Genomic DNA, 23,013 nt, shown 5'->3' with positions numbered 1-23,013 from the left:
GATGCAATGAGCCTGCGACAAACGATCATTTCTCCATCGATGAATGAAACCACCTCACCCATCCGCCGCCCCAGGCGCCTGCCGCCCCTGCGCTCGCTGCACGCCTTCGAAGCGGCGGCTGCGCACCTGAGCTTCCAGCGCGCGGCGCTCGAACTGTCGGTCACGCCATCGGCCATCAGCCACCAGGTGCGCGCGCTGGAAGACACGCTGGGCCGGCCGCTGTTCCGCCGGCTCACGCGGCAGCTTGCCTTGACGCCCGCGGGCGAGCGGCTGTTCGACGATCTGCGGGCCGGATTCGATGCGCTGGAGGCCGCGGTCGAGAGGCTGCGCCAACCTTCCGCCTCCCAAGCCGTCACGCTCACCACCAACACCGCCTTTGCGGCGCGCTGGGTGCTGCCGCGCATGGCGGCTTTCCGCAAAGCTTGCCCCGGCATCGAACTGCGGCTGCATGCCAGCGACACCCTGGTCGACCTGGCACGCGGAGATGCCGACATCGCGGTGCGCTCCGGCAGCGGCAACTGGCCGGGCCTCGTGGTGCGCGAACTGATGCCCGAACGCTATGCGCCGCTGTGCAGCCCGATGCTGGGCCTGAAGCGCGTGAGCGATTTGCCGAAGCACCAGCTGATCCATGCCGATTGGCAGCCCGGCGCAGCTGCGCCCGCAACCTGGTCGCGATGGTTCCGCGAAGCCGGCATCGCCGCGCCGCGCGGCCGGTCGATGAAGGCCGCGGGCCTGTCGTTCTCGGACGAAACCCACGCCATCCTCGCCGCGCTCGCGGGCCACGGCGTGGCGCTGCTGAGCCTCACGCTCGCGGCCGAAGAACTGCGAAGCGGTGCGTTGGTGCAGCCCTTCGGGCCCGCGCTCGATACGGGCAGCTACTTTCTCGCAGTGGCGAGCGGGCGGGAAGACGAAGCTGCAATCCGTATCGTGTGGGACTGGATCGCCTCGCAGCGACCAGGCATTCCCGGAGCGCTCGTTGACGACGCAGCACCACGACAGCGCCCAGTGGGCGCAGGGCGCCGGGTGCTCCCCGCAGCGAAATAAAGGAGGAGCCGAAGGCGGGGGACATTCGCGGAGGGGAGTACCCGGTGGCCTGTGCACGCGCCCCGAACAGGCGCGCCTCGAACAAGACCCAGCGCGAGGTTCAGGCCGCGCGCAATTGTTCCCGCAGCTTCTGCCCGATCTCGGGCCGCTCCAGGAACGGATCGGCCGGATTCGAGCCCGCCACGATGTTCTCCATGCGGCTGCGCACATTGCCGAGGGCCTTCGGATGGCTGAACACGTAGAACTGGTTCTCGCTGATCGCATCGAACACCTTGGCCGACACTTCGGCGGCGGTGATCTTGCCGCTGCTCACGGCCTTGTTGCTCATCGCCTGGCCGATGAGCTGGCTCTTGGTGAGCTCGGTTTCCTTCGGTGCGTTCGGACGGTTGCGCTCGCTGCTGGTGATGCCGGTCGGCACGAAGTACGGGCACAGGAGGCTCGCGCCGATCTGGTCGGTGACGAGGGTCAGGTCCTGGTACAGCGTTTCGGTCAGGCTCACCACCGCGGCCTTGGCTGCGTTGTAGATGCCCATGTTGGGCGGCGTGAGCAGCCCGGCCATGCTTGCTGTGTTGGTGATGTGGCCGCGGTAGGCCGGGTCCTTGGCGGCGGCTTCGAGCATCATGGGCGTGAACAGGCGCACGCCGTGGATCACGCCCCACAGGTCGACGCCGAGCACCCATTCCCAGTCGGCCACGGTGTTCTCCCACACCAGGCCGCCAGCGCCCACGCCGGCGTTGTTGAACACGAAATGCGGCGCCCCGAAGCGCTCCTTCACGGCAAGGGCCAGGGCCTCCATCTGCGCGGCATCCGACACGTCGACCTTGCGCGCCAGCACCTGCGCGCCGGTGGCTTCCATCTCGGCCCGGGCCTTGTCGAGCGCGTCCTGCTGCACGTCGACGAGCACGAGGTTCATGCCACGTGCCGCGCCAATGCGCGCGCACTCCAGGCCGAAGCCCGAACCCGCGCCGGTGAGTACGGCCGTCTTGCCCTTGAAGTCCTGAATCATTTGCCGGTGTCCTTCTGCGTTGAATGTCTGTCTCTGACGTTGGAGCCGCTATTGAAAACCCAAACGCGCGCCGGCGCAGTCACGAAGGTTCCCGCCTGCACGGCCGCGGAAGGCGTCAGGCCTCCGCTTTCCTGAGCACGTAGCCGATGCGCGGAAAGTGCACGTGCACCGTGCCGATGCGCTCGTTGCTGCGCTCCAGCGTGTAGTGCGTGCGCGTGGCGGCCACCAGGGTGCCGGGGGTCTCCTCGAGGCCGAAGCTTTCGGCGCGCACCGTGACGGCACTCCCGAGCGGAATGCCGTGGTCGTCCTGGAAAGTGCTGTCGGTGAGCAGCGTGTGCGGCGTCGCAGCCTTGGCGATTGCGATGGCTGCTTCGGAGCCGAATTTCTCGATCGCGCCGTGGCCGATGGCGGCCATGCGGTCCATCCAGTCGACGACCGCGGGCGTGAGGTCGAGGATGCCGCGCACCGAGTCGATGCGTCGTGTGTACCAGAGCGGGTGGTAGGCCGAGAAGTCGGCGATGCACGGCGCTTCGCCCAGGAGGTAGGGCTTGTCGTCGAGCATGTCGGACAGCCGGCGCAGGTACGACTTGTAGGCGCTGGTGGCATCGGCCGGGCGCAGCCGGGTCATGTTGCCGGCGCTCATCTTGCCGCGGTCTTCGCCGAAGGCCTTGGCGGCCTCCGGCGGCGCATTGGCAAACACCTCGGCCGCGCCCCGGGGCTGCAGGTTCCAGGCCATGGCGGCCCAGAACAGCGTGGTGTCGGCCCACTGCGCAAGGATGCGCGACATGCCCTTCTCGGGCTCCGGGTATAGCGTGGCTTCGGGTTGCAGATGCTCGAGCACGTCGGCGATGAGCGCGCTGTCGCAATACATGTCGGCACCGATCTGCAGGAACGGCGTCTTGCGGTAGCCGCCGGTGAGCACCTCCACCTCTGGCTTGGGCATGATGGGTGGAATGAGGACCGACTTCCAGGGCAGCTTCTTGGCGCCGAGGATGAGGCGCACTTTTTCCGAGAACGGCGAGGTGTTGTAGTGATGCAGGATGAGGTCGGCCATGTGCTTGTTCCCTTGGGTGCTTGAAATCGTTGTGTTCAGAGCGGCTGCGCGCGCTCGATGATCGAATCGAAATGCGTGCCGGCGCCGAGCGTCCCGAAGGCGTTGCCCCAGTCGCCGCCCAGGCGCGATGCGCAGAAGGCGTCGGCCACGGCCGGCGGCGCAGTCTGCGCGAGCAGCGAAGCCTGCACCGCGAGCGCCACGTCCTGCGCGAGGCGGCGCGCCTCGGCTTCGGAAGCCATGGCCTCGATGCGCGCCGGAAGCGCATCGGCCAGCCGGTCGAGCGCCGCGTGGTGGCCGCGCGCCGGTGCCAGTTCCGCGCCGAGCGCGGCCACCGCATCGCCCTTGCGCAGGCCGCGCAGCAGGTCGAGCGCCATGATGTTGCCGGCGCCTTCCCAGATCGAGTTGAGCGGCATCTCCCGGTAGATGCGCGCCATGATGCCTTCGCCGCCCTCTTCCACGTAGCCGTTGCCACCGAGGCATTCCATGGCTTCCTGCGCAAAGTGGCTGCCGCGCTTGCAGATCCAGAACTTGGCGACGGGCGTGAGCAGCCGGGCCATGAGCCGCTCGTGCGCATCGTCCGGGCGGTCGAAGGCGCGCGCGAGCCGGATGGCCAGTGCCGTGGCGGCTTCGCTTTCGAGCGCGAGGTCGGCAAGCACGTTCTTCATGAGCGGCTGATCGATCAGCGGCTTGCCGAAGGCGCTGCGCTGGCTCGCGTGATTGAGCGCGATGCTCAGGGCCTGCCGCATCAGCCCGCTGGTGCCCAGCGCGCAGTCGAGCCGGGTCATGGTGCCCATTTCGAGGATCTGCGGAATGCCGCGGCCCTCTTCACCCACAAGCCATGCGCTGGCGCCATGGAACTCGACCTCGGAACTCGCGTTGGCCTTGTTGCCGAGCTTCTCCTTCAGGCGCTGGATGTGAATGGTGTTGCGGCTGCCGTCCGGCAGCACGCGGGGCAGGAAGAAGCAGCTCAACCCGGCCGGCGCCTGGGCCAGCACCAGGAAGGCATCGCACATCGGCGCCGAGAAGAACCACTTGTGGCCCGTGATGGCATAGCGCTCGCCCCAGTCGTCGCTGCCGTTGCGCACGGCCTGCGTGGTGTTGGCCCGCACGTCGGAGCCGCCCTGCTTCTCGGTCATGCCCATGCCCATCGTCACACCGGGCTTGTCCCTGGCGGGGGCCAGCGCCGGGTCGTACCAGAGGCTCGCGAGCTTGGGGCCCCAGTCGGCGTAGACGGCGGCATTGCCGCGCAGCGCGGGCGTGGCCGCGTAGGTCATCGAGATGGGGCAAAGGATCGACGGCTCCAGCTCGGTGAAGAGCATGAAGCCGGCGGCGCGCTGCACATGCGGGGATTCCGAAATGCCGGTCCACGGCGTGCCATGCAGCCCCGCCCCGACCGCAGCGGCCATGAGCAGGTGGTAGCTCGGATGAAACTCCACCTCGTCGATGCGCCGGCCGAAGCGGTCGTGCGTGCGCAGCTGCGGCGCGTGGGTGTTGGCGAGCCGCGCATGCGCCTGCATCTCGGCCGAGCCGAGCGTGACCCCGAGCTCCTGCAGTTGCGCCACATGCAGCTTCGGCGCGTTGAACTTCAGCGCGTCGCGCAGCGGCCGGTTGGTTTCGAAGAGGTTGTATTCCACCAGCGGTTCAGGCTGGTTGAAGACCTCGTGCGTCGAATTCATTCGAGTACCTCCGTGCTTCGCACCGCGGTGCACGCTGCCGCGGGTTCAGCTCATCAGACCAGCTTGACCAGTTGCTTGCCGAAATTCTTGCCCTTGAGCAAACCCAGGAAGGCCTCAGGGGCGGCTTCGATGCCTTGTGCCACCGATTCTCGCGGCTTGAGCTTGCCGGTGCCCACCAGCGCGCCGAGTTCGGCCAGCGCCTCGGGCCACACGTCCATGTGCTCGCTGACGATGAAGCCTTCGATCTTCATGCGGTTGATGAGGATCAGCGCCGGGTTGGCCAGCGCCAGCGGCTGCCCGTCGTAGCCGGCGATCATTCCGCACAGGGCCACCCGTGAGAAGGCGTTGGCACGCAGCAGCACGGCGTCGAAGATGTAGCCGCCCACGTTCTCGAAGTAGCCGTCGATGCCGTTCGGGCAGGCCTCCTTGAGCGCGGCGCTCATGCTCTTCACGTCGGGGTGCTGGCGGTAGTCGATGCAGGCGTCGAAGCCGAGTTCGTCCGTCACGTACTTGCACTTGTCCGGGCCGCCCGCAATGCCCACCACGCGGCAGCCGCGTGCCTTGGCCAGCGCGCCGAAGGCGCTGCCCACGGCGCCGCTGGCGGCCGTGACGACCATCGTCTCGCCGGCCTTCGGCGCAATGATCTTCACCAGGCCGTACCAAGCGGTGACGCCCGGCATGCCGACCGCGCCCAGGTAGTGCGACAGCGGCACGTGCGTGGTGTCGACTTTCTTCAGCGCACCGGGCTGCGAGGCGTCGACCACGCTGTATTCCTGCCAGCCGCCGAAGCCCACCACCTTGTCGCCAGCGGCGAATCGGGGATGCCTGCTCTCGACCACTTCGCCGGCCGTGCCGCCCTGCATCACCTGGCCGAGCGGCTGCGGCTGCGCGTAGCTCTTCGAATCGTTCATGCGGCCGCGCATGTAGGGGTCCAGGCTCATGAAATGGTGGCGCACCAGCACCTGGTTGTCGGCCAATGCGGGCGTCTCGGCGGTCACGAGCTTGAAGTTGCCGGCGACGGCTTCGCCCTCGGGGCGGTTGTCGAGGTGGATCTGCTTGTTGGTGGGCATGGAAGTCTCCGGAATGCAGTTAGTCGGTGGAAGGCGGACGCATCGCGTTCGCGCTGGCGGGGCCGGTGGGCAGGCGGCGCTTCACGTACTTGAAGGTGCCGGTGGCATGCGCGCACACGCGCTCCAGCTCGTCGTAGATCTTGGCTTCCGTGAAAGCCAGCGTCGCGGTGCGGTGAATGAGCGTGCCGCGCGCATGCAGCGGGCCGACGGAAGGCTGCATGAAGCTGGTCTTCATCTCGATGGTGACCACGCCCATCTCGGGTGCCACGCTGCGCGCGGCAGCCGCCATGGTGATATCGAGCAGCGTCATGCAGGCACCGCCGTGCGTCACGTCGAAGGTGTTCAGGTGCTCGGGCTTGGCGGTGTAGACGATCTCGGACTCGCCGCCCTCGAACTTCGTGAGCTCGAAGCCCAGGTGGCGCGCGAACGGGATCTGGCTCGTGTACGAGCGGATGTTGATGTCGGTGGAATCTTCCGCCATTTTTCAGGCACCGAGGACCACGCTCACGCCGCCGTCCACGGCCAGCCACTGGCCCGTGATGTGCTTGCCGGCATCGCTCGCGTACAGCAGCGTGATGCCTTTCAGGTCTTCCTCGTCGCCCAGGCGGCCGAGCGGCGCGTGCGAGGCCATTTTTTCCTCGCCCAGCGACTTGATCAGGCCGGCGGCCATCTTCGTCATGAAGAAGCCCGGGCAGATCGCGTTCACGTTGATGTTGTAGCGGCCCCATTCGGCCGCGAGCGTGCGGGTGAAGCCGATCACCGCCGTCTTCGAGGTGTTGTAGGCCAGCGTCTGCATCTCGGGCGGATTGCCGTTCAGGCCCGCAATGGAGGCGATGTTGATGATGCGACCGGTCTTCTTCGGAATCATGTAGCCGTTGGCGACATGCTGCGACAGGATGAAGTAGCCCCGCACGTTGAGGTTCATCACCTTGTCCCAGGCCTCGACCGGATGGCTTTCGGCCGGTGCGCCCCAGCTGGCGCCCGCGTTGTTGACGAGGATGTCGATCGCGCCCATGCGCTGCAGCGTTTCGTCGGCCAGGCGGCGCGTGTCTTCTTCCTTGGAACAGTCGGCGGCGATCCAGCGCGCGTCGATGCCGGCGGACTGCAGCTCGGCCGCGGCCTGCTCCAGGTCTTCGGCCTTGCGCGAGCTCAGCATGATCTTGGCGCCGGCTTCACCCAGCGCATGCGCCATCTGCAGGCCCAGGCCGCGCGAGCCGCCGGTGATGAGGGCGGTCTTGCCGGTGAGATCGAACAGCTTCTGGGTGGTGCGAGGGGTCATGGGTGTCTCCGGTTCGGGGGTGTTCAGGTTTCGCGCTTGCTATTTGTCGTCGAGCCGCGACCGCACGTAGATGAGCACGAAGCCCACGAGTGCGATCACGGCGCCCGGCGCCGCCATCGACCAGCCGATCACCGGCTCGGTGCGGCCCGTGGCTATGCCGAGGATCACGAGAAAAAGGCCGCCGTAGATCAGGATCCAGATCCACTTCTCGAGCCGGGCATGCGGCTTCGGCGGTTTGGCGGGGTTCGGTGTGTTCTTGGGAGCGGCGTTGGCCATTGTCAGAAGGCGTCCTCGGGCAAAGCTGTACAGGTGGGGTCGCGGCTTTCGACCACGTTGAGCCAGGCGCCGATTTTCGGCAGCTCGTAGTGGAAGAAATAGTCCGTGGCGCCAATCTTGCCAGCTGTTACCGCCTTCGCCTTTTCTGCGTCGATTTCCAGTGCGCGCCGCGCCACGTCCAGCCAGATCCAGGCCAGCACGGTGTGGCCGAATGCCTGCATGTACGGCACGGCGTTGGCCAAGGCGTCGGCCGGGTCGCCGGTGGACCAGGCGGCCTTGGTGGCGCTGCCGATGCGCTGCAGCGCGGCGCCGAGCGCCTTGGCGTGGGCCGCCAGCGCGGGCACCTGGGCCGCGCGGCCGATGGTGTCGGCAATGCGCCCGGCCAGCAGCTGCAGGCCCCGGGCCTTTTTCCATCAGCACCTTGCGGCCCAGCAGGTCGGCGGCCTGGATGCCGTGCGTGCCCTCGTGGATCATGTTGAGGCGGTTGTCGCGCCAATATTGCTCGACCGGGAAGTCGCGCGTGTAGCCGTAGCCGCCGTGCACCTGGATGGCAAGCGAATTCGCTTCCAGGCACCACTCGCTGGGCCAGCTCTTGGCAATGGGCGTGAGCACCTCCAGCAGCAGGCGCGCGTCGTCGGCAGCCTCTGCGCCGCCGGTCTTCTGCTCGTCGACCAGGCGGGCGCAGTACAGCTCCAGCGCCAGCGCGCCCTCGCAGTACGACTTCTGCGCGAGCAGCATGCGGCGCACGTCGGCGTGCTCGATGATGCGCACCTGCGGGCTGGCCGAGTCCTTCACCACCTGGCTGCCGGCGCCGGCTTCGGGCTTCTTCACGACACGGCCCTGCGGCCGGGTCTTCGCATACTCGAGCGAGGCGTAGTAGCCGGCCATGCCCAGCATGGTGGCGGCCGTGCCGACGCCGATGCGCGCCTCGTTCATCATGTGGAACATGCAGTGCAGGCCCTTGCCGGGTTCGCCGACCAGGTAACCCACCGCGCCGGCCTTGCCGCCAACCGGGTACTTGCCCTCGCCGAAGTTCAGCAGCGTGTTGGTGGTGCCGCGCCAGCCGAGCTTGTGGTTGAGGCCTGCCAGCGCCACGTCATTCCTGCTGCCCAGCGTGACCTTCACGCTGCCGACCTCCCCCTCTCCCGCTTGCGGGAGAGGGCCGGGGTGAGGGTTCTCCACGTTCACCATGCGCTTGGGCACGATGAAGAGCGAGATGCCGCGCGTGCCCGGCACCAGCTTGCCGTTGGCGTCCGGAATCTTCGCGAGCACGATGTGCACGATGTTCTCGGTCAACTCATGGTCGCCGGCCGAGATCCACATCTTGTTGCCCGTGAGCCGGTAGCGTGGTCCGAGCGGATCGTCCCGGTAGCCGTCGCCGTCGGGCACCGCGCGCGTGGCCACGTCGCTCAGCGACGAACCGGCCTGCGGCTCCGAGAGGCACATGGTGCCCGCCCAGCGGCCCGAAAATTCGTTCTTGGCGAACACCTCTTTCTGCATCTCGGTGCCATGCACCATCAGCAGGTTGGCGTTGCCGCTGGTGAGCATGTTCGAGCCGATGCTCACCGACGCCATCGCGAAGAAGCCATTGGCCGCGGCTTGCAGCGTATAGGGCAGCTGCATGCCGCCGATGTCGTAGTCCTGCGCCGCACTCATCATTCCCGACTCGACGAAGGCCTTGTGCGCGTCGTGCGTGGCCTGCGGCAGCACGACCTTCTCGCCGTCGAAGTGCGGCTCCTGCGTATCGACGATGCGATTGGCCGGTGCGTACTTTTCACGCGCGATGCGCTCGCAGGTGTCGAGCACCGCGTCGAAGGTCTCGCGCGAATGGTCGGCAAAGCGCTCGCGCTGGTTCAGCGACTCGGCGTCGAGCCAGTCGTAGAGCAGGAAGTCGAGGGTGGGACGAAGGCTCATGGTGTTCTCCGGGGGCGAGTGCGGGAGCGGGAGCGGGGAGCCGAACGCAGAAGGAATTCAAAGGGTTCGCAGAAGTCGCGGAAGAGAAACCAAAGAATGAAAAGTTCTTTTTTGAAGTTCCTTCTGCGACTTCTGCGCAACCTTCGCGACCTCTGCGTTCTGCACCCCGAATTCAGCGGCCTTGAAAAAGCCGCGACCGGTCAAAGAACTTCAAATACGCCCGCAGCGCCCATGCCGCCGCCGATGCACATCGTGACCAGCACCTTCTTCGCACCACGGCGCTTGCCTTCGATGAGCGCGTGGCCCGTGAGGCGCTGGCCGCTCACGCCGTAGGGGTGGCCCACGGCGATGGCGCCGCCGTCCACGTTCAGGCGGTCGCCCGGGATGCCGAGCTTGTCGCGGCAATAGATCACCTGGACCGCGAAGGCTTCGTTCAGCTCCCACAGGTCGATGTCGTTGACCGTGAGGCCCAGGCGCTTGAGCACCTTCGGAATCGCGAAGACGGGGCCGATGCCCATCTCGTCGGGTTCGCAGCCGGCCACGGCAAAACCGAGGAAGCGGCCGATCGGCTTCAGGCCCTTTTGCTGCGCGTACTTTTCGTCGACCACCACGCAGGCGCCGCCGCCGTCGGAGAACTGGCTGGCGTTGCCGGCCGAGATGAGGCCGCCGGGCATGGCCGAGCGGATGCCGCTGATGCCTTCCTTGGTGGTGCCGGGGCGGATGCCTTCGTCGTTCTCGACCGTGACTTCCTTGGTGCGCAGGCCCATCACCGGGTCGGCCACGCCGGCCAGCACGGTGATCGGTGCGATCTCGTCCTTGAACCGGCCGGCCTCGAGCGCGGCGGTGGCCTTCTGCTGGCTGGCGGCGCCGTATTCGTCCATGGCGTCGCGGCCGATGTTGTAGCGCTTGGCGACCTGCTCGGCCGTCTGCAGCATGTTCCAGTAGATCTCGGGCTTGTGCTTCACGAGCCAGGGGTCGGCCAGCATGTGCTTGTTGGCTTCGTTCTGCACGCACGAGATGCTCTCGACGCCGCCGGCCACGTACACGTCGCCCTCGCCCGCGATGATGCGCTGCGCGGCCGTGGCGATGGTCTGCAGGCCCGACGAGCAGAAGCGGTTGATCGTCATGCCCGAGGTGGTGACCGGGCATCCGGCGCGCAATGCGATCTGGCGCGCGATGTTGGAGCCGGTGGCACCTTCGGGCGTGGCGCAACCCATGATCACGTCGTCGACCTCGGCGGCCTCGATGCCGGCGCGCGAGATGGCGTGCTGCACCGCATGGCCGCCGAGCGTGGCGCCGTGCGTCATGTTGAAGGCACCCTTCCAGCTCTTCGCGAGCGGCGTGCGGGCGGTGGAAACGATGACGGCGCTGGTCATGGTGAGGTCCTTTGGAGATGGAAGGAAAAGAGGGTTGTCGTCATTGCGCCGGCGCACCGTTGGTGTTGCGCAGGAGCTGGTGGTAGAAGCCGATCATCTCGCCGTAGTTGGAGATGGCGAGGCGTTCGTTGGTGCCGTGGAAGCGGGCCAGGTCCTCCCCCTTCATGCGGAAGGGCGAGAAGCGGTAGACCGCATCGCTTACCAGGCTGAAGTGGCGCGAGTCGGTGGCAGCCGTCATGAGCCCGGGCGCCACGATCACATCGGGGAACGACTGGCGCACCGCCTGCTGGATCGCACGGTAGCCGGTGCTGTCGGTCGGCGACACGGGCGATGGCTCGGAGTTGCCAGGGTAGCGCTTGATCTTGATCTCGTCGTTGCCGAGCGCCTTGCGCAGGTGCGCTTCGACGCTGTCGATGCTGTCGCCCGGCAGGATGCGGAAGTTGACCGCCGCCTCGGCACGGCCGGGCAGCACGTTGTCCTTGTTGCCGGCGCGCACGATGGTGAGCGCGGTGGTCGTGCGCAGCATGGCGTTGCTGCTCGGGCTTTTTTCGAGCTGGCCGCGCACCAGCGGCTCGGTGAGCCACAGGTTGGACAGCATCACGCGGTTGACGCCGCCCATCTCGGGCGCGAGCGCACCGAACATCTGGGCCGCCACGCCCCGGATGCCGCCGGGCATCGGCGTGGCTTCGAGCCGCGCGAGCGCCGCGCTCATGCTGCCGATGGCGCTGTGCTGCGGCGGCATGGACGAGTGGCCGGGCGCCGTGTCGAGCGAAAGAAAGAAGGTGCCGTAGCCCTTCTCGGCCAGGCCGATGAGTGCCGCGGGTTTCGACAGCCCGGGCAGCACGCCGTCGAGAATCAGCAAACCTTCGTCGAGCACCCAGTCGAGCCGAACATTGCGCGACTTGAGCAGTTCGGCAATCGGCCGCGCACCGCGCAGGCCGCTCACCTCCTCGTCATCGCCCATCACGAGGTAGACAGTCTGCCTCGGCTTGAAGCCGCTCGCGACCAGCAGCTCGACGGCTTCCATCTGTGCGAACAGGTTGCTCTTGTTGTCCAGCGTGCCGCGGCCCCAGACGAAGCCGTCCTTGATCTCGCCCGCGAACGGGTCGACCGACCAGGCCTTCTCGGTGCCGGGCGCAATGGGCACCATGTCCTGGTGCGCCATGAGCGCGATGGGCTTGGCCTGCGGATCGGTGCCGGCCCAGGTGTACAGCAGCGCCCGCTGGCCCACCACTTCCTTCTTGAGGGTGGCATGGAGCTGTGGAAACTGCTGCGCGAGGTAGGCGTGGAGCTTGTCGAACTCGGCCAGGCTTGCGGCCGGATCGTCGAGGCTCGAAACGGTTCGGATCGGAATCGCGCCGGCCAGCCGTTTGGCGGCGGCCTGCACGTCGATCTCGAGCTTGGGCGCCGGCGCCACCGCCAGCTGCTGCGATGGCGTGCGCCAGGTCTTGACCGCCACGGCGGCCACCAGCGCCACGAGCACCAGCAGCAGCCCGAGGAAGATGCGTTTCAACATGGGCGGTCAGGCTTCCCGCATCAGCTGAAGGACTTGCCTTCGGCGACCAGCTTCTGGATCAGCGGCGCGGGCTGCCAGAACTCGGCGTCGTCGCGCGGGTTCTTGGCAAAGCGCTTCATGGTTTCGGCCACGTTGTACAGGCCGACCTGCGACGCGTAGTGCATCGGGCCGCCGCGCCAGATCGGGAACCCATAGCCGGTGAGGTACACCATGTCGATGTCGCCCGGCTTGGAAGCGATGCCGTCCTCGAGGATGTGCGCGCCTTCGTTCACCAGCGCATACACCAGGCGCTGCACGATTTCTTCGTCGGAGATCTTGCGCGGCGTGATGCCCAGCTCCTTGCGGTGGTCCTCGATCATCTTGTTGACGAGCTCCGACGGGATCGCGTCGCGCTTGCCGGCCTGGTAGTCGTACCACCCTGCCCCGGTCTTCTGGCCGAAGCGGCCCAGCTCGCAGAGCTTGTCGGCGGTGCGGCTGTACTTCATGTCCGGATGCTCCACCGCGCGGCGCTTGCGAATTGCCCAGCCGATGTCGTTGCCGGCCAGGTCGCCCATGCGGAACGGGCCCATGGCAAAGCCGAACTTCTCGACCGCCTTGTCGACCTGCTGCGGCGTGGCGCCTTCGTCCAGCAGGAAGCCGGCCTGGCGCGAGTACTGCTCGATCATGCGGTTGCCGATAAAGCCGTCGCACACGCCCGAGACCACGGCCGTCTTCTTGATCTTCTTGCCGATGTCCATGACCGTGGCGAGCACGTCCTTGGCCGTTTCCTTGCCGCGCACCACTTCGAGCAGCTTCATCACGTTGGCGGGGCTGAAGAAGTGCATGCCGACCACGTCCTGCGGACGCTGGGTGAAGGCTGCGATCTTGTCGACGTCGAGCGTCGAGGTGTTGGAAGCGAGGATCGCGCCCTTTTTCGCGACGCGATCGAGTTCCTTGAACACCTTCTCTTTCACGCCGAGTTCCTCGAACACCGCTTCGATGATCAGGTCGGCGTCCTTCAGGTCGTCGTAGCTCAGCGTGGTGCTCAGGAGCGCCATGCGCTGCTCGTACTTGTCCTGCTTGAGCTTGCCCTTCTTGACCTGAGACTCGTAGTTCTTCCTGATGGTGGCGATGCCGCGGTCGAGCGCTTCCTGCTTCATCTCGAGAATCTTCACGGGGATGCCCGCGTTCAGGAAGTTCATCGAGATGCCGCCGCCCATGGTGCCGGCGCCGATCACGCCGACCGACTTGACCTGGCGCTTGGGCGTGTCGTCGGCCACGTCGGGGATCTTGGAGGCTGCACGCTCGGCCATGAACAGGTGGCGCAGCGCCAGCGATTCGGGCGTGAACATCAGCGAGGTGAAGATGCGGCGCTCTTCGGCCATGCCGGCGTCGAACTTCATCTGCGTGGCGGCCTGCACGGCGTCCACGCACTGCAGCGGCGCGGGGTAGTTCTTCGACATGCCGCCGACCATGTTCCTGGCAAACTGGAAGTAGGCGTCGCCCTGCGGGTGCTTGCACGGCAGGTTGCGCACCAGGGGCAGTGCGTCGCCGCCCTTGGCCCCCACGCTTTTCGCGAATGCCACGGCTTCCTCGAACACCGATTCGGGCGAAGCCGCGAGCCTGTCGAACAGCTTCTGGCCCGGCAGGCCGGCGAGCAGCTCGCTCTTGACCGGCTCGCCGCTCACGATCATGTTGAGTGCGGTTTCCACGCCCAGCACGCGCGGCAGGCGCTGCGTGCCGCCGGCGCCGGGAATGAGGCCCAGCTTGACCTCGGGCAGCGCAATGCTGGTACCGGGTGCCGCCACGCGGTAGTGGCAGCCCAGCGCCAGCTCGAGGCCGCCGCCCATGCACACCGAGTGGATGGCCGCGACGATGGGCTTGGGCGAGGCTTCGAGCGCAAGGATCACGCTCAGCAGGTTGGGCTCTTGCAGCGCCTTGGGCGTGCCGAATTCCTTGATGTCCGCACCGCCAGAGAACGCCTTGCCTGCGCCCGTGATGACGATGGCCTTGACGGCGTCGTCGGCATTGGCCTTCGCGAGCCCATCGGTGATGCCGATGCGGGTCGAGAAACCGAGACCGTTGACCGGGGGATTGGTCATGGTGATCACGGCGACATCGCCGAGCACTTTGTATTCAGCCGTCATGCTGCGTTCCTTGGTGTGTGAAGAGAAGAAGAAAAAGCACGAGTGTTCTTTTTCGGGGATTCTAGGCGTTTGGCGCAGCGCAGCAATGGCATGCAGTCGCTGTTGGGACAAGGCGGGCCGGCAGCGCGGGTTCAGAACGCAGAAGGCGCGAAGATTCCGCAGAGGTCGCAGAAGGAAAACCAAAAATCATGAGTTCCCTTCCGCGCCTTCTGCGTAACTTTTGTCTTCCTCCTGCGTTCGGAAGTCCGCTTTCAGCCGCCTAGACTTCCAGCCATTCCTTGCGCGTGTTCGCGTCCGCGCGCAGGCTGTCGGGCGTGCCGTCGAACACGATGCTGCCGTGGCCCATGACGAGCGCGCGGTCGGAGATCTGCATGGCGATGGTCAGCTTCTGCTCGATCAGCAGCACCGAGACGCCTTTTTCCTTGAGCGTCTTGAGGTATTGGCCCACCAGTTCGACGATCTTGGGCGCAAGGCCTTCGGTAGGCTCGTCGATGATGATCAGGTCGGGGTCGCCCATGAGGGTGCGGCACAGTGTGAGCATCTGCTGCTCGCCGCCCGAGAGCACGCCGGCCTCGGTGTGCTGGCGCTCCTTCAGGCGCGGGAACATGCCGTACATGTCGTCGAACTGCCAGCGGCTGCCCTTGCCCGAGCCCTTCTGGCCCAGGAGCAGGTTCTGGTGCACGGTGAGCTTGGGAAAGATGTCGCGGTTCTCGGGCACGTAGCCGATGCCCAGGTGGGCGATTTCGTAGGCTTTCCTGCGCAGGATGTCCTGGTCTTTCCAGCGCAGCGTGCCTTCGGCATGCACCAGGCCCATGATGGCCTTGGCAGTGGTCGAGCGGCCGGACCCGTTGCGCCCCAGCAGCGCGACGATCTCCCCCGCGCCAACCTCGAATGAAACGCCATGCAGCACATGGCTCTTGCCGTAATAGGCGTGGATGTCGTGAAGCTTCAGCATGTTAGTCAGTGTCCCGCCCCTTGCGCATCGGCAACCGAAGACCCCAGGTAGGCTTCCTGGACGCGTGCATTGGCGCGCACGGCGGCCGGCACGTCGAAGGCAATGACCTCGCCATACACCACCACCGCGATCTTGTCGGCCAGGCCGAAGACCACGCCCATGTCGTGCTCGACCGTGAGCAGCGTCTTGCCGACCGTCACCTGCTTGATGAGCGAGATGAAGTGCGCGGTCTCGGTCTTGCTCATGCCGGCCGTGGGTTCGTCCAGCAGGATGACGTTGGCACCGCCCGCAATGGTCACGCCAATCTCCAGCGCGCGCTGCTCGGCATAGGTGAGGTTCACCGCATGCACGTCGCGCTTGCGCTCCAGGCCGATCTGCTTGATGAGCTGCTCGGTGCGCGCGTTCGCGTCGTCCAGGTTCGAGAGAAAGCGAAGGAAGGTGTAGCGGTAGCCCAAGCTCCACAGCACGCCGCAGCGCAGGTTCTCGAACACGCTGAGCTTCGGGAAGATGTTGGTGATCTGGAAGCTGCGCGACAGGCCGAGCCGGTTGATCTCGAAGGGCTTCTTGCCGTCGATGCGCTGGCCGTTCAGCAGCACTTCGCCGCTGGTGGGCGCCAGCCGCCCGCTGATCAGGTTGAACAGCGTCGACTTGCCCGCTCCGTTCGGGCCGATGATGGCCACGCGTTCCCCGGCATTCACCGCCAGGTCCACGCCGCGGATGATTTCGGTCTTGCCGAAATTCTTTCGCAGCGCCTTCAGTTCCAATGCGTATTGCGCGCTCATCACGCCGCCTCCCGACGTTTGATTTCTGCTTCGATTTCTTCCTGTGCCTGGCCCCACACCCGCACGAAGCGGCGGCGTGCCACCTCGAGCGCGCCGAGGCCGATCACCAGGATGGCGGCGGCACCGAGCCAGCTTGCCATGCCCGAGGTGTCGAGCGTCACGCCGAAGAAGTTGAGGTTGGGTCCCATCGCCGCGTTGAGCTGGATGTGATAGATCATCTCGATGAGCGCCGCGGCCCCGATGACCACCGGCACCAGCGCCACCGCGATGGCGACGTACAGCAGCCAGAGGCGGTTGAACTTGCCGAACTTGGCGACCCGCAGGTTCATCATCACCAGGCTGGCAATGCCACCCGGCGCGAACATCACCATGAAGACGAACACCAGGCCGAAGTAGAGCTGCCAGGCCTTCGAAAGCTCCGACAGCAGGATCGACGCGAACACCAGCAGCACCGCGCCGATGATCGGGCCGAAGAAGAACACCGCGCCGCCCAGGAAGGTGAACAGCAGGTAGCCGCCGGAGCGGATGGCGCTCAGGCTGTCGGCCGCATTCACGATCTCGAAGTTGATCGATGCCAGCCCGCCGCCGATGCCCGCGAAGAAGCCGGCGATGATGAACGCGATATAGCGCACGCGCTGCGTGTTGTAGCCGATGAACTCCACCCGCTCCGGGTTGTCGCGCACCGCATTCAGCATGCGGCCCAGCGGCGTGCCGGTGAAGGCATACATGAGCGCGGTACACACGAAGCAGTAGGCGGCGATCAGGTAGTACACCTGGATCTGCGAACCGAAGTTGAAGCCGAAGAAGGTCGGGCCGTAGACCCGGTCGGTGGTGATGCCGCCCTCGCCGCCGAAGAAGCTCGGGAACATCAGCGCCATGGAGGCAACGAGCTCGCCGATGCCCATGGTGATCATCGCGAAGGTGGTGCCCGACTTCTTGGTGGTGACGAAGCCCAGCAGGATGGCGAAGAACATGCCGGCCAGCCCGCCGACCAGCGGAATGGCCACCAGCGGAATCTGCAGCCCGCCCTTGGCGCCCATGTTCATCGCATGGATGGCAAGGAAGGAGCCGAGCCCGACGTACACCGCATGGCCGAAGCTCAGCATGCCGCCCTGCCCCAGCAGGATGTTGTAGCTCAGGCAGATGATGATGAGGTAGCCCATCTGCGAGAGCATGGTGAGCGCAAGGCTGCTCTTGAACACCAGCGGCGAGATGATCAGCACGATCGCGAACAGCGACCAGATCAGGTAGCGCCCGATGTTCCAGGGCTTGAAGCGGTAGTACTGCGTGGCAGGGGCTGCGGTTGTCGATGTCATTTCGGTTCCACCCTTTCTTGTGCCCTCTCCTGGCGGAAGAGAGTTGGTGCGAGGGTCGGCGGCAATGGCGGGAGACTGTGGGTGCGTCATTCAGTCCTCCCGGGTGCCCAGCAGGCCCTTGGGCCTGAAGATGAGGATCAGCACCAGGAACAGGTACGGAAGGATCGGCGCGACCTGCGAGATCGTGAGCTTGAGCAGCTCGTAGCCGAAGGTCTGGTCGGTCACCGTGACGCCCAGCATCTGCAGGCCGCCGGCAAACGACTGGTCCATGGCCACCGCGAAGGTTTGGATGATGCCGATCAGCAGCGACGCGAGGAAGGCGCCCGCCAGCGAGCCCATGCCGCCGACCACCACCACCACGAAGATGATCGAGCCGACCGACGCGGCCATGGCCGGTTCCGTGACGTAGGTGTTGCCGCCGACCACGCCCGCGAGGCCCGCGAGTGCGGCGCCGCCGCCGAACACCAGCATGAACACGCGCGGCACGTTGTGGCCCAGCGCCTCGACCATGTCGGGGTGCTTGAGCGCCGCCTGGATGACGAGCCCGATGCGCGTGCGCGTGAGCAGCAGCCACACCGAGATGAGCATCAGCACCGCGACCAGCATGATGAACGAGCGCGACTTCGGAAACTGCGTTCCGTAGAGCGAGAACAGCGGGCCCTGCAGCTGCGTCGGCAGGCCGTACGGGACGGTGGAGCGGCCCCACGCGAGCTGCACCAGTTCGAGAATCAGGTACGACAGGCCGAAGGTCACCAGCAGTTCGGGCACATGGCCGAACTTGTGCACGCGGCGAAGGCTGTAGCGCTCGAAGGCGGCGCCCAGGAGGCCCACCAGCAGCGGCGCGATGAAAAGCGCCGGCCAGAAGCCGATGATGCCGGAGAGCGTGTACGCGATGTACGCGCCGAGCATGTAGAAGCTGGCGTGCGCGAAATTGAGCACGCCCATCATGCTGAAGATCAGCGTAAGGCCAGAGCTCAGCATGAACAGCAGCAGCCCGTAGCTGACGCCGTTGAGCAGCGAGATGACGAAGAATTCGACGTTCATCGGTCTTTCGTGTCGGTTGAAAAAGAAAAAGGCCCGAGTGGTGAAGTCGGGCCTCGACCGGTCAGTGCGCGATCAAGCGATCAGGAATTGCTTGGCCGCTTCATCTGGCACGAGGTCGGCGTGCTTGCGACGTAGGCCTCGTAGAACTTGACCGGCGCCAGCGTGTAGCCGGTGTTCTCGGGGCTGTAGGGGTTCTTGGCATCGGCCTTCTGCCAGCGCGTGATCCACAGGCCCTGCTGCAGCTGGTGGTCGGCCTTGCGCATCTCGACGTCGCCGTTGAAGCTCTTGAACTTCATGCCTTCCATGGCGGCCGCCACCTTGACGGGCTCGGTCGACTTGGTGCGCACGAAGGCTTCGCTCAGCATGGCGTACACCGTGTAGATGTCGGTGGTGTACATGTCGTCGTTGAAGCGCTTCTTGTACTCGCCCATCAGCGGCTGGACCGGGCCCGGCGCGTTGTAGTGGCTGTAGCCCACCTGGTACACCTTGCCGTCCGAGGCCGCGCCCATGGCCGTGGGGGTGCCGGTGGTGACGGCGTAGTAGGTGTAGAACTTGACGTTCAGGCCCGAGTCGTTGGCCGACTTGATGAGCAGCGCGAGGTCGGAACCCCAGTTGCCGGTGATGACCGAGTCGGCGCCCGAGGCCTTGATCTTGGCGATGTAGGGCGAGAAATCGCGCACCTGCGCCAGCGGATGCAGGTCGTCGCCGACGATCTCGATGTCGGGACGCTTGTCCTTCAGGTTCTGCTTGGCGTACTTGGAGACCTGCTGGCCGTGCGAGTAGTTCTGGTTGATCAGGTAGACCTTCTTGATGTCCGTCTGCTCCTTCATGAAGGCGGTCAGCGCCTCCATCTTCATGGAGGTGTCGGCATCGAGGCGGAAGTGCCAGTAGCTGCACTTGCTGTTGGTGAGGTCGGGATCGACCGCCGCGTAGTTGATGTAAAGCACTTCCTTGCCCGGGTTGCGGGCGTTGTGCTTTTCGAGCGCGTCGATGATGGCCAGGGCCGGACCGGAGCCGTTGCCCTGCACCACGTAGCGCGCGCCCTGGTCCATGGCCGAGCGCAGCGCGCTGGTGGTTTCCTGCGGGCTCAGCTTGTTGTCGATGGCGATGATCTCGAACTTCACGCCGGCCGCATTCTTCTTGTTGAACTCCTCGGCCAGGAACTGGAAGGTCTTGAGCTGGTTGGTGCCCACCGCAGCCATCAGGCCGGACAGCGGGTCGAGCCATGCGATCTTCACGGTTTCACCCTTCTGGGCCAGCGCACCGGTGGCGGCGGCGGAAAGGATGGCTGCTGTAGCGATTTTCAGAGCGAACTTCACGATCTATATCTCCTGGTCAAACCGTTCAAAAGGCCGCACGAGAGTACAAGCGTTTGCAGCCCCTCCCCTCAGGGAATGCCCGTAAGAGGCCGGCTGCAAGGGCCGTTTCTATCGCGAAGGCGACACTGCATTTCCCCGCGTGGCCGCCGTGGTCGTGCCGGTGCTACCCACGGGTAGGAAATGCGTTTGCAAAATACCTTACGGGCGCTTCATCTGGCAGCTGGTGGGCGTGCTTGCCACATACGATTCGTAGAACTTCACCGGCGCCATCGTGTAGCCCGTGTTCTCCGCGTCGTAGGGGTATTTGCCGCCGGCCTTCTGCCACTTGGTGATCCAGAGGCCTTGCTGCAGCTGGTGGTCCGCCTTGCGCATCTCGATCTCGCCGTTGAAGCTCTTGAACTTCATGCCTTCCATCGTGGCGGCCACCTTCACGGGGTCGGTCGAGCGGGCCCTGTCGAAGGCGGTGTCGAGCATCGCGAAGGCGTGATAGATCGACGTCTGCACCATGTCGTCGTTCATCTTCTTCTTGTACTCGCCCATGATCCGCTGGATGTCGCCGCCCATGTTGTAGTGGCCGTAGCCGACCACGAACACGCGGCCGTCGGCGCCCGAGCCCATGGCCGTGGGGGCGCCGGTGCCGTAGGCGTAGTAGGTGTAGAACTTGACGTTCAGGCCCGAGTCGTTGGCCGACTTGATGAGCAGCGCGAGGTCGGAACCCCAGTTGCCGGTGATGACCGAGTCGGCGCCCGAGGCCTTGATCTTGGCGATGTAGGGAGCGAAGTCGCGCACCTGCGCGAGCGGATGCAGGTCGTCGCCGACGATCTCGATGTCGGGGCGCTTGTCCTTCAGGTTCTGCTTGGCGTACTTGGAGACCTGCTGGCCGTGGGCGTAGTTCTGGCCGAGGATGTAGACCTTCTTGATCTCGGGCTGGTCCTTCATGAAGGTGGTCAGCGCCTCCATCTTCATGGAGGTGTCGGCATCGAGGCGGAAGTGCCAGTAGCTGCACTTGCTGTTGGTGAGGTCGGGGTCGACCGCCGCATAGTTGATGTAGACCAGCTCCTTGCCCGGGTTGCGGGCGTTGTGCTTCTCGAGCGCATCGATGATGGCAAGGGCCGGGCCGGAGCCGTTGCCCTGCATCACGTAGCGCGCGCCCTGGTCCATGGCCGAGCGCAACGCGCTGGTGGTTTCCTGCGGGCTCAGCTTGTTGTCGATGGCGATGAGCTCGAACTTCACGCCAGAGATGTTCTTCTTGTTGAACTCCTCGACCATGAACTGCGTGGTCTTGAGCTGGTTGGTCCCCACCGCGGCCATCAGGCCGGACAGCGGATCGAGCCAGGCGACCTTGACGGTCTCGCCCTTCTGGGCGAAGGAGGCTGCGGCGCTGAGCAGCATGGCGCAAAAAGCTACTGACTTGATAGCACGAGGCATGAAGAGTCTCCAGGGGTGAGGGGCCGAGCTCGCAGCGTACAAGCGCCTTTTTCTTCGCCGCACAGGGAATGCCCGCAAGCGAGGCCGCCGGGACGGCCTGGCTATCGCCTGCGCGACAGCGGCTATGCGGTGGGCAGCTGGTAGTCCTTCAGAAGCTCGCGCAGCCGGGTCTTGAGGATCTTCCCGGTGGCGCCGAGCGGAATGGCCTCGACGAAGACCACGTCGTCGGGTATCTGCCACTTGGCTGTCTTGCCTTCGTAGAACTTGAGCAGCTCTTCGCGCGTGACCTCGGCATTGGGCTTTTTCGTCGCGACGACGATCGGCCGCTCGTCCCACTTGGGATGCGCCACGCCGATGCACGCGGCCATGGCGATGCCAGGATGCGCGACGGCGATGTTCTCGATCTCGATCGAACTGATCCATTCGCCGCCGGACTTGATCACGTCCTTGCTGCGGTCGGTGATCTGCAGGTAGCCGTCGGGGTCGATGGTGGCGACGTCCCCGGTGGGGAACCAGCCGCGTCCCTGCCCGTCGGCAACGAGCGGATCGCCGCCCTCGCCCTTGAAGTATTCCTTCACGACCCAGGGCCCCTTGACCAGCAGGTCGCCATAGGCCTTGCCGTCCCAGGGCAGTTCGTTGCCGTTGCCGTCGATGATCTTCATGTCGACGCCGAAGATCGCGCGGCCCTGCTTGAGGCGGATGGCGAGCTGCGCGTCGGGCGGCATGGCCAGGTGCTTGTTCTTGAGCGTGCACAGCGTGCCGAGCGGGCTCATCTCGGTCATGCCCCAGGCATGCAGCACCTCGACCTTGTAGATGTCCTGGAACGCGCGGATCATGGCCGGCGGGCAGGCCGAGCCGCCGATGACGGTGCGGTCGAGCGTGGAGAACTTCAGCTCGTTGGCCTGCATGTGGCCCAGCATCATCTGCCACACGGTGGGCACGCCGGCCGCGAAGGTCACGCCTTCGGCCTCGATGAGTTCGAACACCGACTTGCCGTCGAGCGCCGGGCCGGGGAACACGATCTTCGCGCCGACCAGGGCGGCCGAATAGGGAATGCCCCAGGCGTTGACGTGGAACATCGGCACCACGGGCAGCACCGAATCGCGCGCCGAGATCCGCATCACGTCGGGCAGGGCCGCGGCATAGGCGTGCAGCAGCGTGGAGCGGTGGCTGTAGAGGGCCGCCTTGGGATTGCCGGTGGTGCCGCTCGTGTAGCACATGCTCGACGCGGAGTTCTCGTCGAAAGTGGGCCAGTCGTAGTCGGTCGATTGCCCGCTCATCCAGTCTTCGTAGCTCACGAGACCGGGAATGCCGCTGTCGGCCGGCAGCTTGTCGGCATCGCACAGCGCAACCCACTTCCGGACGGTGGTGCACCTGGCATGCACCGCCTGCACCAGCGGAAGAAAGCTCAGGTCGAAGCACAGGATCTGGTCTTCGGCATGGTTGGCGATCCATGCGATCTGGTCCGGGTGCAGGCGCGGATTGATGGTGTGGAGCACCCGGCCCGTGCCGCTCACGCCGTAGTACAGCTCCAGGTGGCGGTAGCCGTTCCAGGCCAGGGTGGCGATGCGGTCGCTGAACAGCAACTGCTCGCCGTCCAGCGCATTGGCCACCTGGCGGGCGCGCGACGCGATCTTGCTCCAGGTGCTCCGGTGGATATCGCCCTCGACCCGGCGCGAGACGATTTCGGCGTCGCCATGGTGGCGCTCGGCGAACTCGATCAGCGACGAGATCAAAAGCGGTTGGTCTTGCATCAAACCCAGCATCGGGAGGCTCCTGTCATTTGTGAAATGGCTGCTAAAACTTTGCGGACAACGGATTCACGCAATCTT

General features: G+C 65.7%; 18 protein-coding genes. 1 reads left to right on the top strand and 17 read right to left on the bottom strand.

Features of this window, described 5'->3' with window-relative positions; translation table 11 throughout:
• Window positions 1-39 precede the first annotated feature (39 nt).
• Window positions 40-1,044: a LysR substrate-binding domain-containing protein gene (locus tag ABID97_RS15795; RefSeq protein ID WP_354399391.1), complete on the top strand. Its 1,005-nt coding sequence runs from the start codon at window positions 40-42 to the stop codon at window positions 1,042-1,044.
• A 100-nt stretch (window positions 1,045-1,144) separates the two neighbouring features.
• On the opposite strand, the gene ABID97_RS15790 is transcribed toward ABID97_RS15795, so the two are convergent.
• The 17 genes from ABID97_RS15790 to ABID97_RS15705 form a co-directional block, all read right to left on the bottom strand.
• Window positions 1,145-2,050 (bottom strand): SDR family oxidoreductase, encoded by a 906-nt coding sequence (locus ABID97_RS15790; RefSeq protein WP_354399390.1) that lies wholly within the window; start codon window positions 2,048-2,050, stop codon window positions 1,145-1,147.
• Window positions 2,051-2,165: 115 nt separating this feature from the next.
• On the bottom strand, window positions 2,166-3,104 hold the full coding sequence (locus ABID97_RS15785) for a glutathione S-transferase family protein (RefSeq protein WP_354399389.1): 939 nt from the start codon (window positions 3,102-3,104) through the stop codon (window positions 2,166-2,168).
• 35 nt (window positions 3,105-3,139) lie between these two features.
• Window positions 3,140-4,780, bottom strand: a complete 1,641-nt coding sequence (locus ABID97_RS15780) for an isovaleryl-CoA dehydrogenase (RefSeq protein WP_354399388.1) — start codon at window positions 4,778-4,780, stop codon at window positions 3,140-3,142.
• A gap of 53 nt (window positions 4,781-4,833) precedes the next feature.
• Window positions 4,834-5,850 carry an NADP-dependent oxidoreductase gene (locus ABID97_RS15775; RefSeq protein WP_354399387.1) on the bottom strand — a complete coding sequence of 339 codons (1,017 nt, stop codon included), beginning with the start codon at window positions 5,848-5,850 and terminating at the stop codon, window positions 4,834-4,836.
• Between the two features lie 19 nt (window positions 5,851-5,869).
• Window positions 5,870-6,331, bottom strand: a complete 462-nt coding sequence (locus ABID97_RS15770) for a PaaI family thioesterase (protein WP_354399386.1) — start codon at window positions 6,329-6,331, stop codon at window positions 5,870-5,872.
• 3 nt (window positions 6,332-6,334) lie between these two features.
• Window positions 6,335-7,129 carry an SDR family oxidoreductase gene (locus ABID97_RS15765; RefSeq protein ID WP_354399385.1) on the bottom strand — a complete coding sequence of 265 codons (795 nt, stop codon included), beginning with the start codon at window positions 7,127-7,129 and terminating at the stop codon, window positions 6,335-6,337.
• A 39-nt stretch (window positions 7,130-7,168) separates the two neighbouring features.
• Window positions 7,169-9,319 carry an acyl-CoA dehydrogenase family protein gene (locus ABID97_RS15755; RefSeq protein WP_503012774.1) on the bottom strand — a complete coding sequence of 717 codons (2,151 nt, stop codon included), beginning with the start codon at window positions 9,317-9,319 and terminating at the stop codon, window positions 7,169-7,171.
• 200 nt (window positions 9,320-9,519) lie between these two features.
• Complete coding sequence (locus tag ABID97_RS15750) at window positions 9,520-10,695, bottom strand: acetyl-CoA C-acyltransferase (RefSeq protein ID WP_354399383.1); 1,176 nt, start codon at window positions 10,693-10,695, stop codon at window positions 9,520-9,522.
• Window positions 10,696-10,735: 40 nt separating this feature from the next.
• On the bottom strand, window positions 10,736-12,211 hold the full coding sequence (locus tag ABID97_RS15745) for a M20 family peptidase (protein ID WP_354399382.1): 1,476 nt from the start codon (window positions 12,209-12,211) through the stop codon (window positions 10,736-10,738).
• A 20-nt stretch (window positions 12,212-12,231) separates the two neighbouring features.
• Window positions 12,232-14,337: a 3-hydroxyacyl-CoA dehydrogenase NAD-binding domain-containing protein gene (locus tag ABID97_RS15740; RefSeq protein WP_354399381.1), complete on the bottom strand. Its 2,106-nt coding sequence runs from the start codon at window positions 14,335-14,337 to the stop codon at window positions 12,232-12,234.
• Window positions 14,338-14,596: 259 nt separating this feature from the next.
• Window positions 14,597-15,292: an ABC transporter ATP-binding protein gene (locus tag ABID97_RS15735; RefSeq protein ID WP_354399380.1), complete on the bottom strand. Its 696-nt coding sequence runs from the start codon at window positions 15,290-15,292 to the stop codon at window positions 14,597-14,599.
• Between the two features lie 5 nt (window positions 15,293-15,297).
• On the bottom strand, window positions 15,298-16,074 hold the full coding sequence (locus ABID97_RS15730) for an ABC transporter ATP-binding protein (protein ID WP_354399379.1): 777 nt from the start codon (window positions 16,072-16,074) through the stop codon (window positions 15,298-15,300).
• Entirely contained in the window at window positions 16,074-17,390 is a 1,317-nt protein-coding gene (locus ABID97_RS15725) for a branched-chain amino acid ABC transporter permease (RefSeq protein ID WP_354399378.1), read from the bottom strand. Before ABID97_RS15725 ends, ABID97_RS15730 begins: the two co-directional genes overlap by 1 nt.
• A gap of 90 nt (window positions 17,391-17,480) precedes the next feature.
• The gene (locus ABID97_RS15720) at window positions 17,481-18,434 is read right to left on the bottom strand and encodes a branched-chain amino acid ABC transporter permease (RefSeq protein ID WP_354399377.1); all 954 of its coding nucleotides are present in this window, start codon (window positions 18,432-18,434) and stop codon (window positions 17,481-17,483) included.
• Between the two features lie 80 nt (window positions 18,435-18,514).
• Window positions 18,515-19,753, bottom strand: a complete 1,239-nt coding sequence (locus ABID97_RS15715; protein WP_354399376.1) for a branched-chain amino acid ABC transporter substrate-binding protein — start codon at window positions 19,751-19,753, stop codon at window positions 18,515-18,517.
• 198 nt (window positions 19,754-19,951) lie between these two features.
• Window positions 19,952-21,181, bottom strand: a complete 1,230-nt coding sequence (locus ABID97_RS15710) for a branched-chain amino acid ABC transporter substrate-binding protein (RefSeq protein WP_354399375.1) — start codon at window positions 21,179-21,181, stop codon at window positions 19,952-19,954.
• Window positions 21,182-21,303: 122 nt separating this feature from the next.
• The gene (locus tag ABID97_RS15705; protein WP_354399374.1) at window positions 21,304-22,947 is read right to left on the bottom strand and encodes a 3-(methylthio)propionyl-CoA ligase; all 1,644 of its coding nucleotides are present in this window, start codon (window positions 22,945-22,947) and stop codon (window positions 21,304-21,306) included.
• Window positions 22,948-23,013: the final 66 nt, after the last annotated feature.

It is taken from the genome of Variovorax sp. OAS795, from assembly GCF_040546685.1.
GTDB lineage: Bacteria > Pseudomonadota > Gammaproteobacteria > Burkholderiales > Burkholderiaceae_C > Variovorax.
The sequence above is the reverse complement of the archived record's forward strand: the minus strand, read 5'-3'. Positions and strand labels throughout refer to the sequence as shown.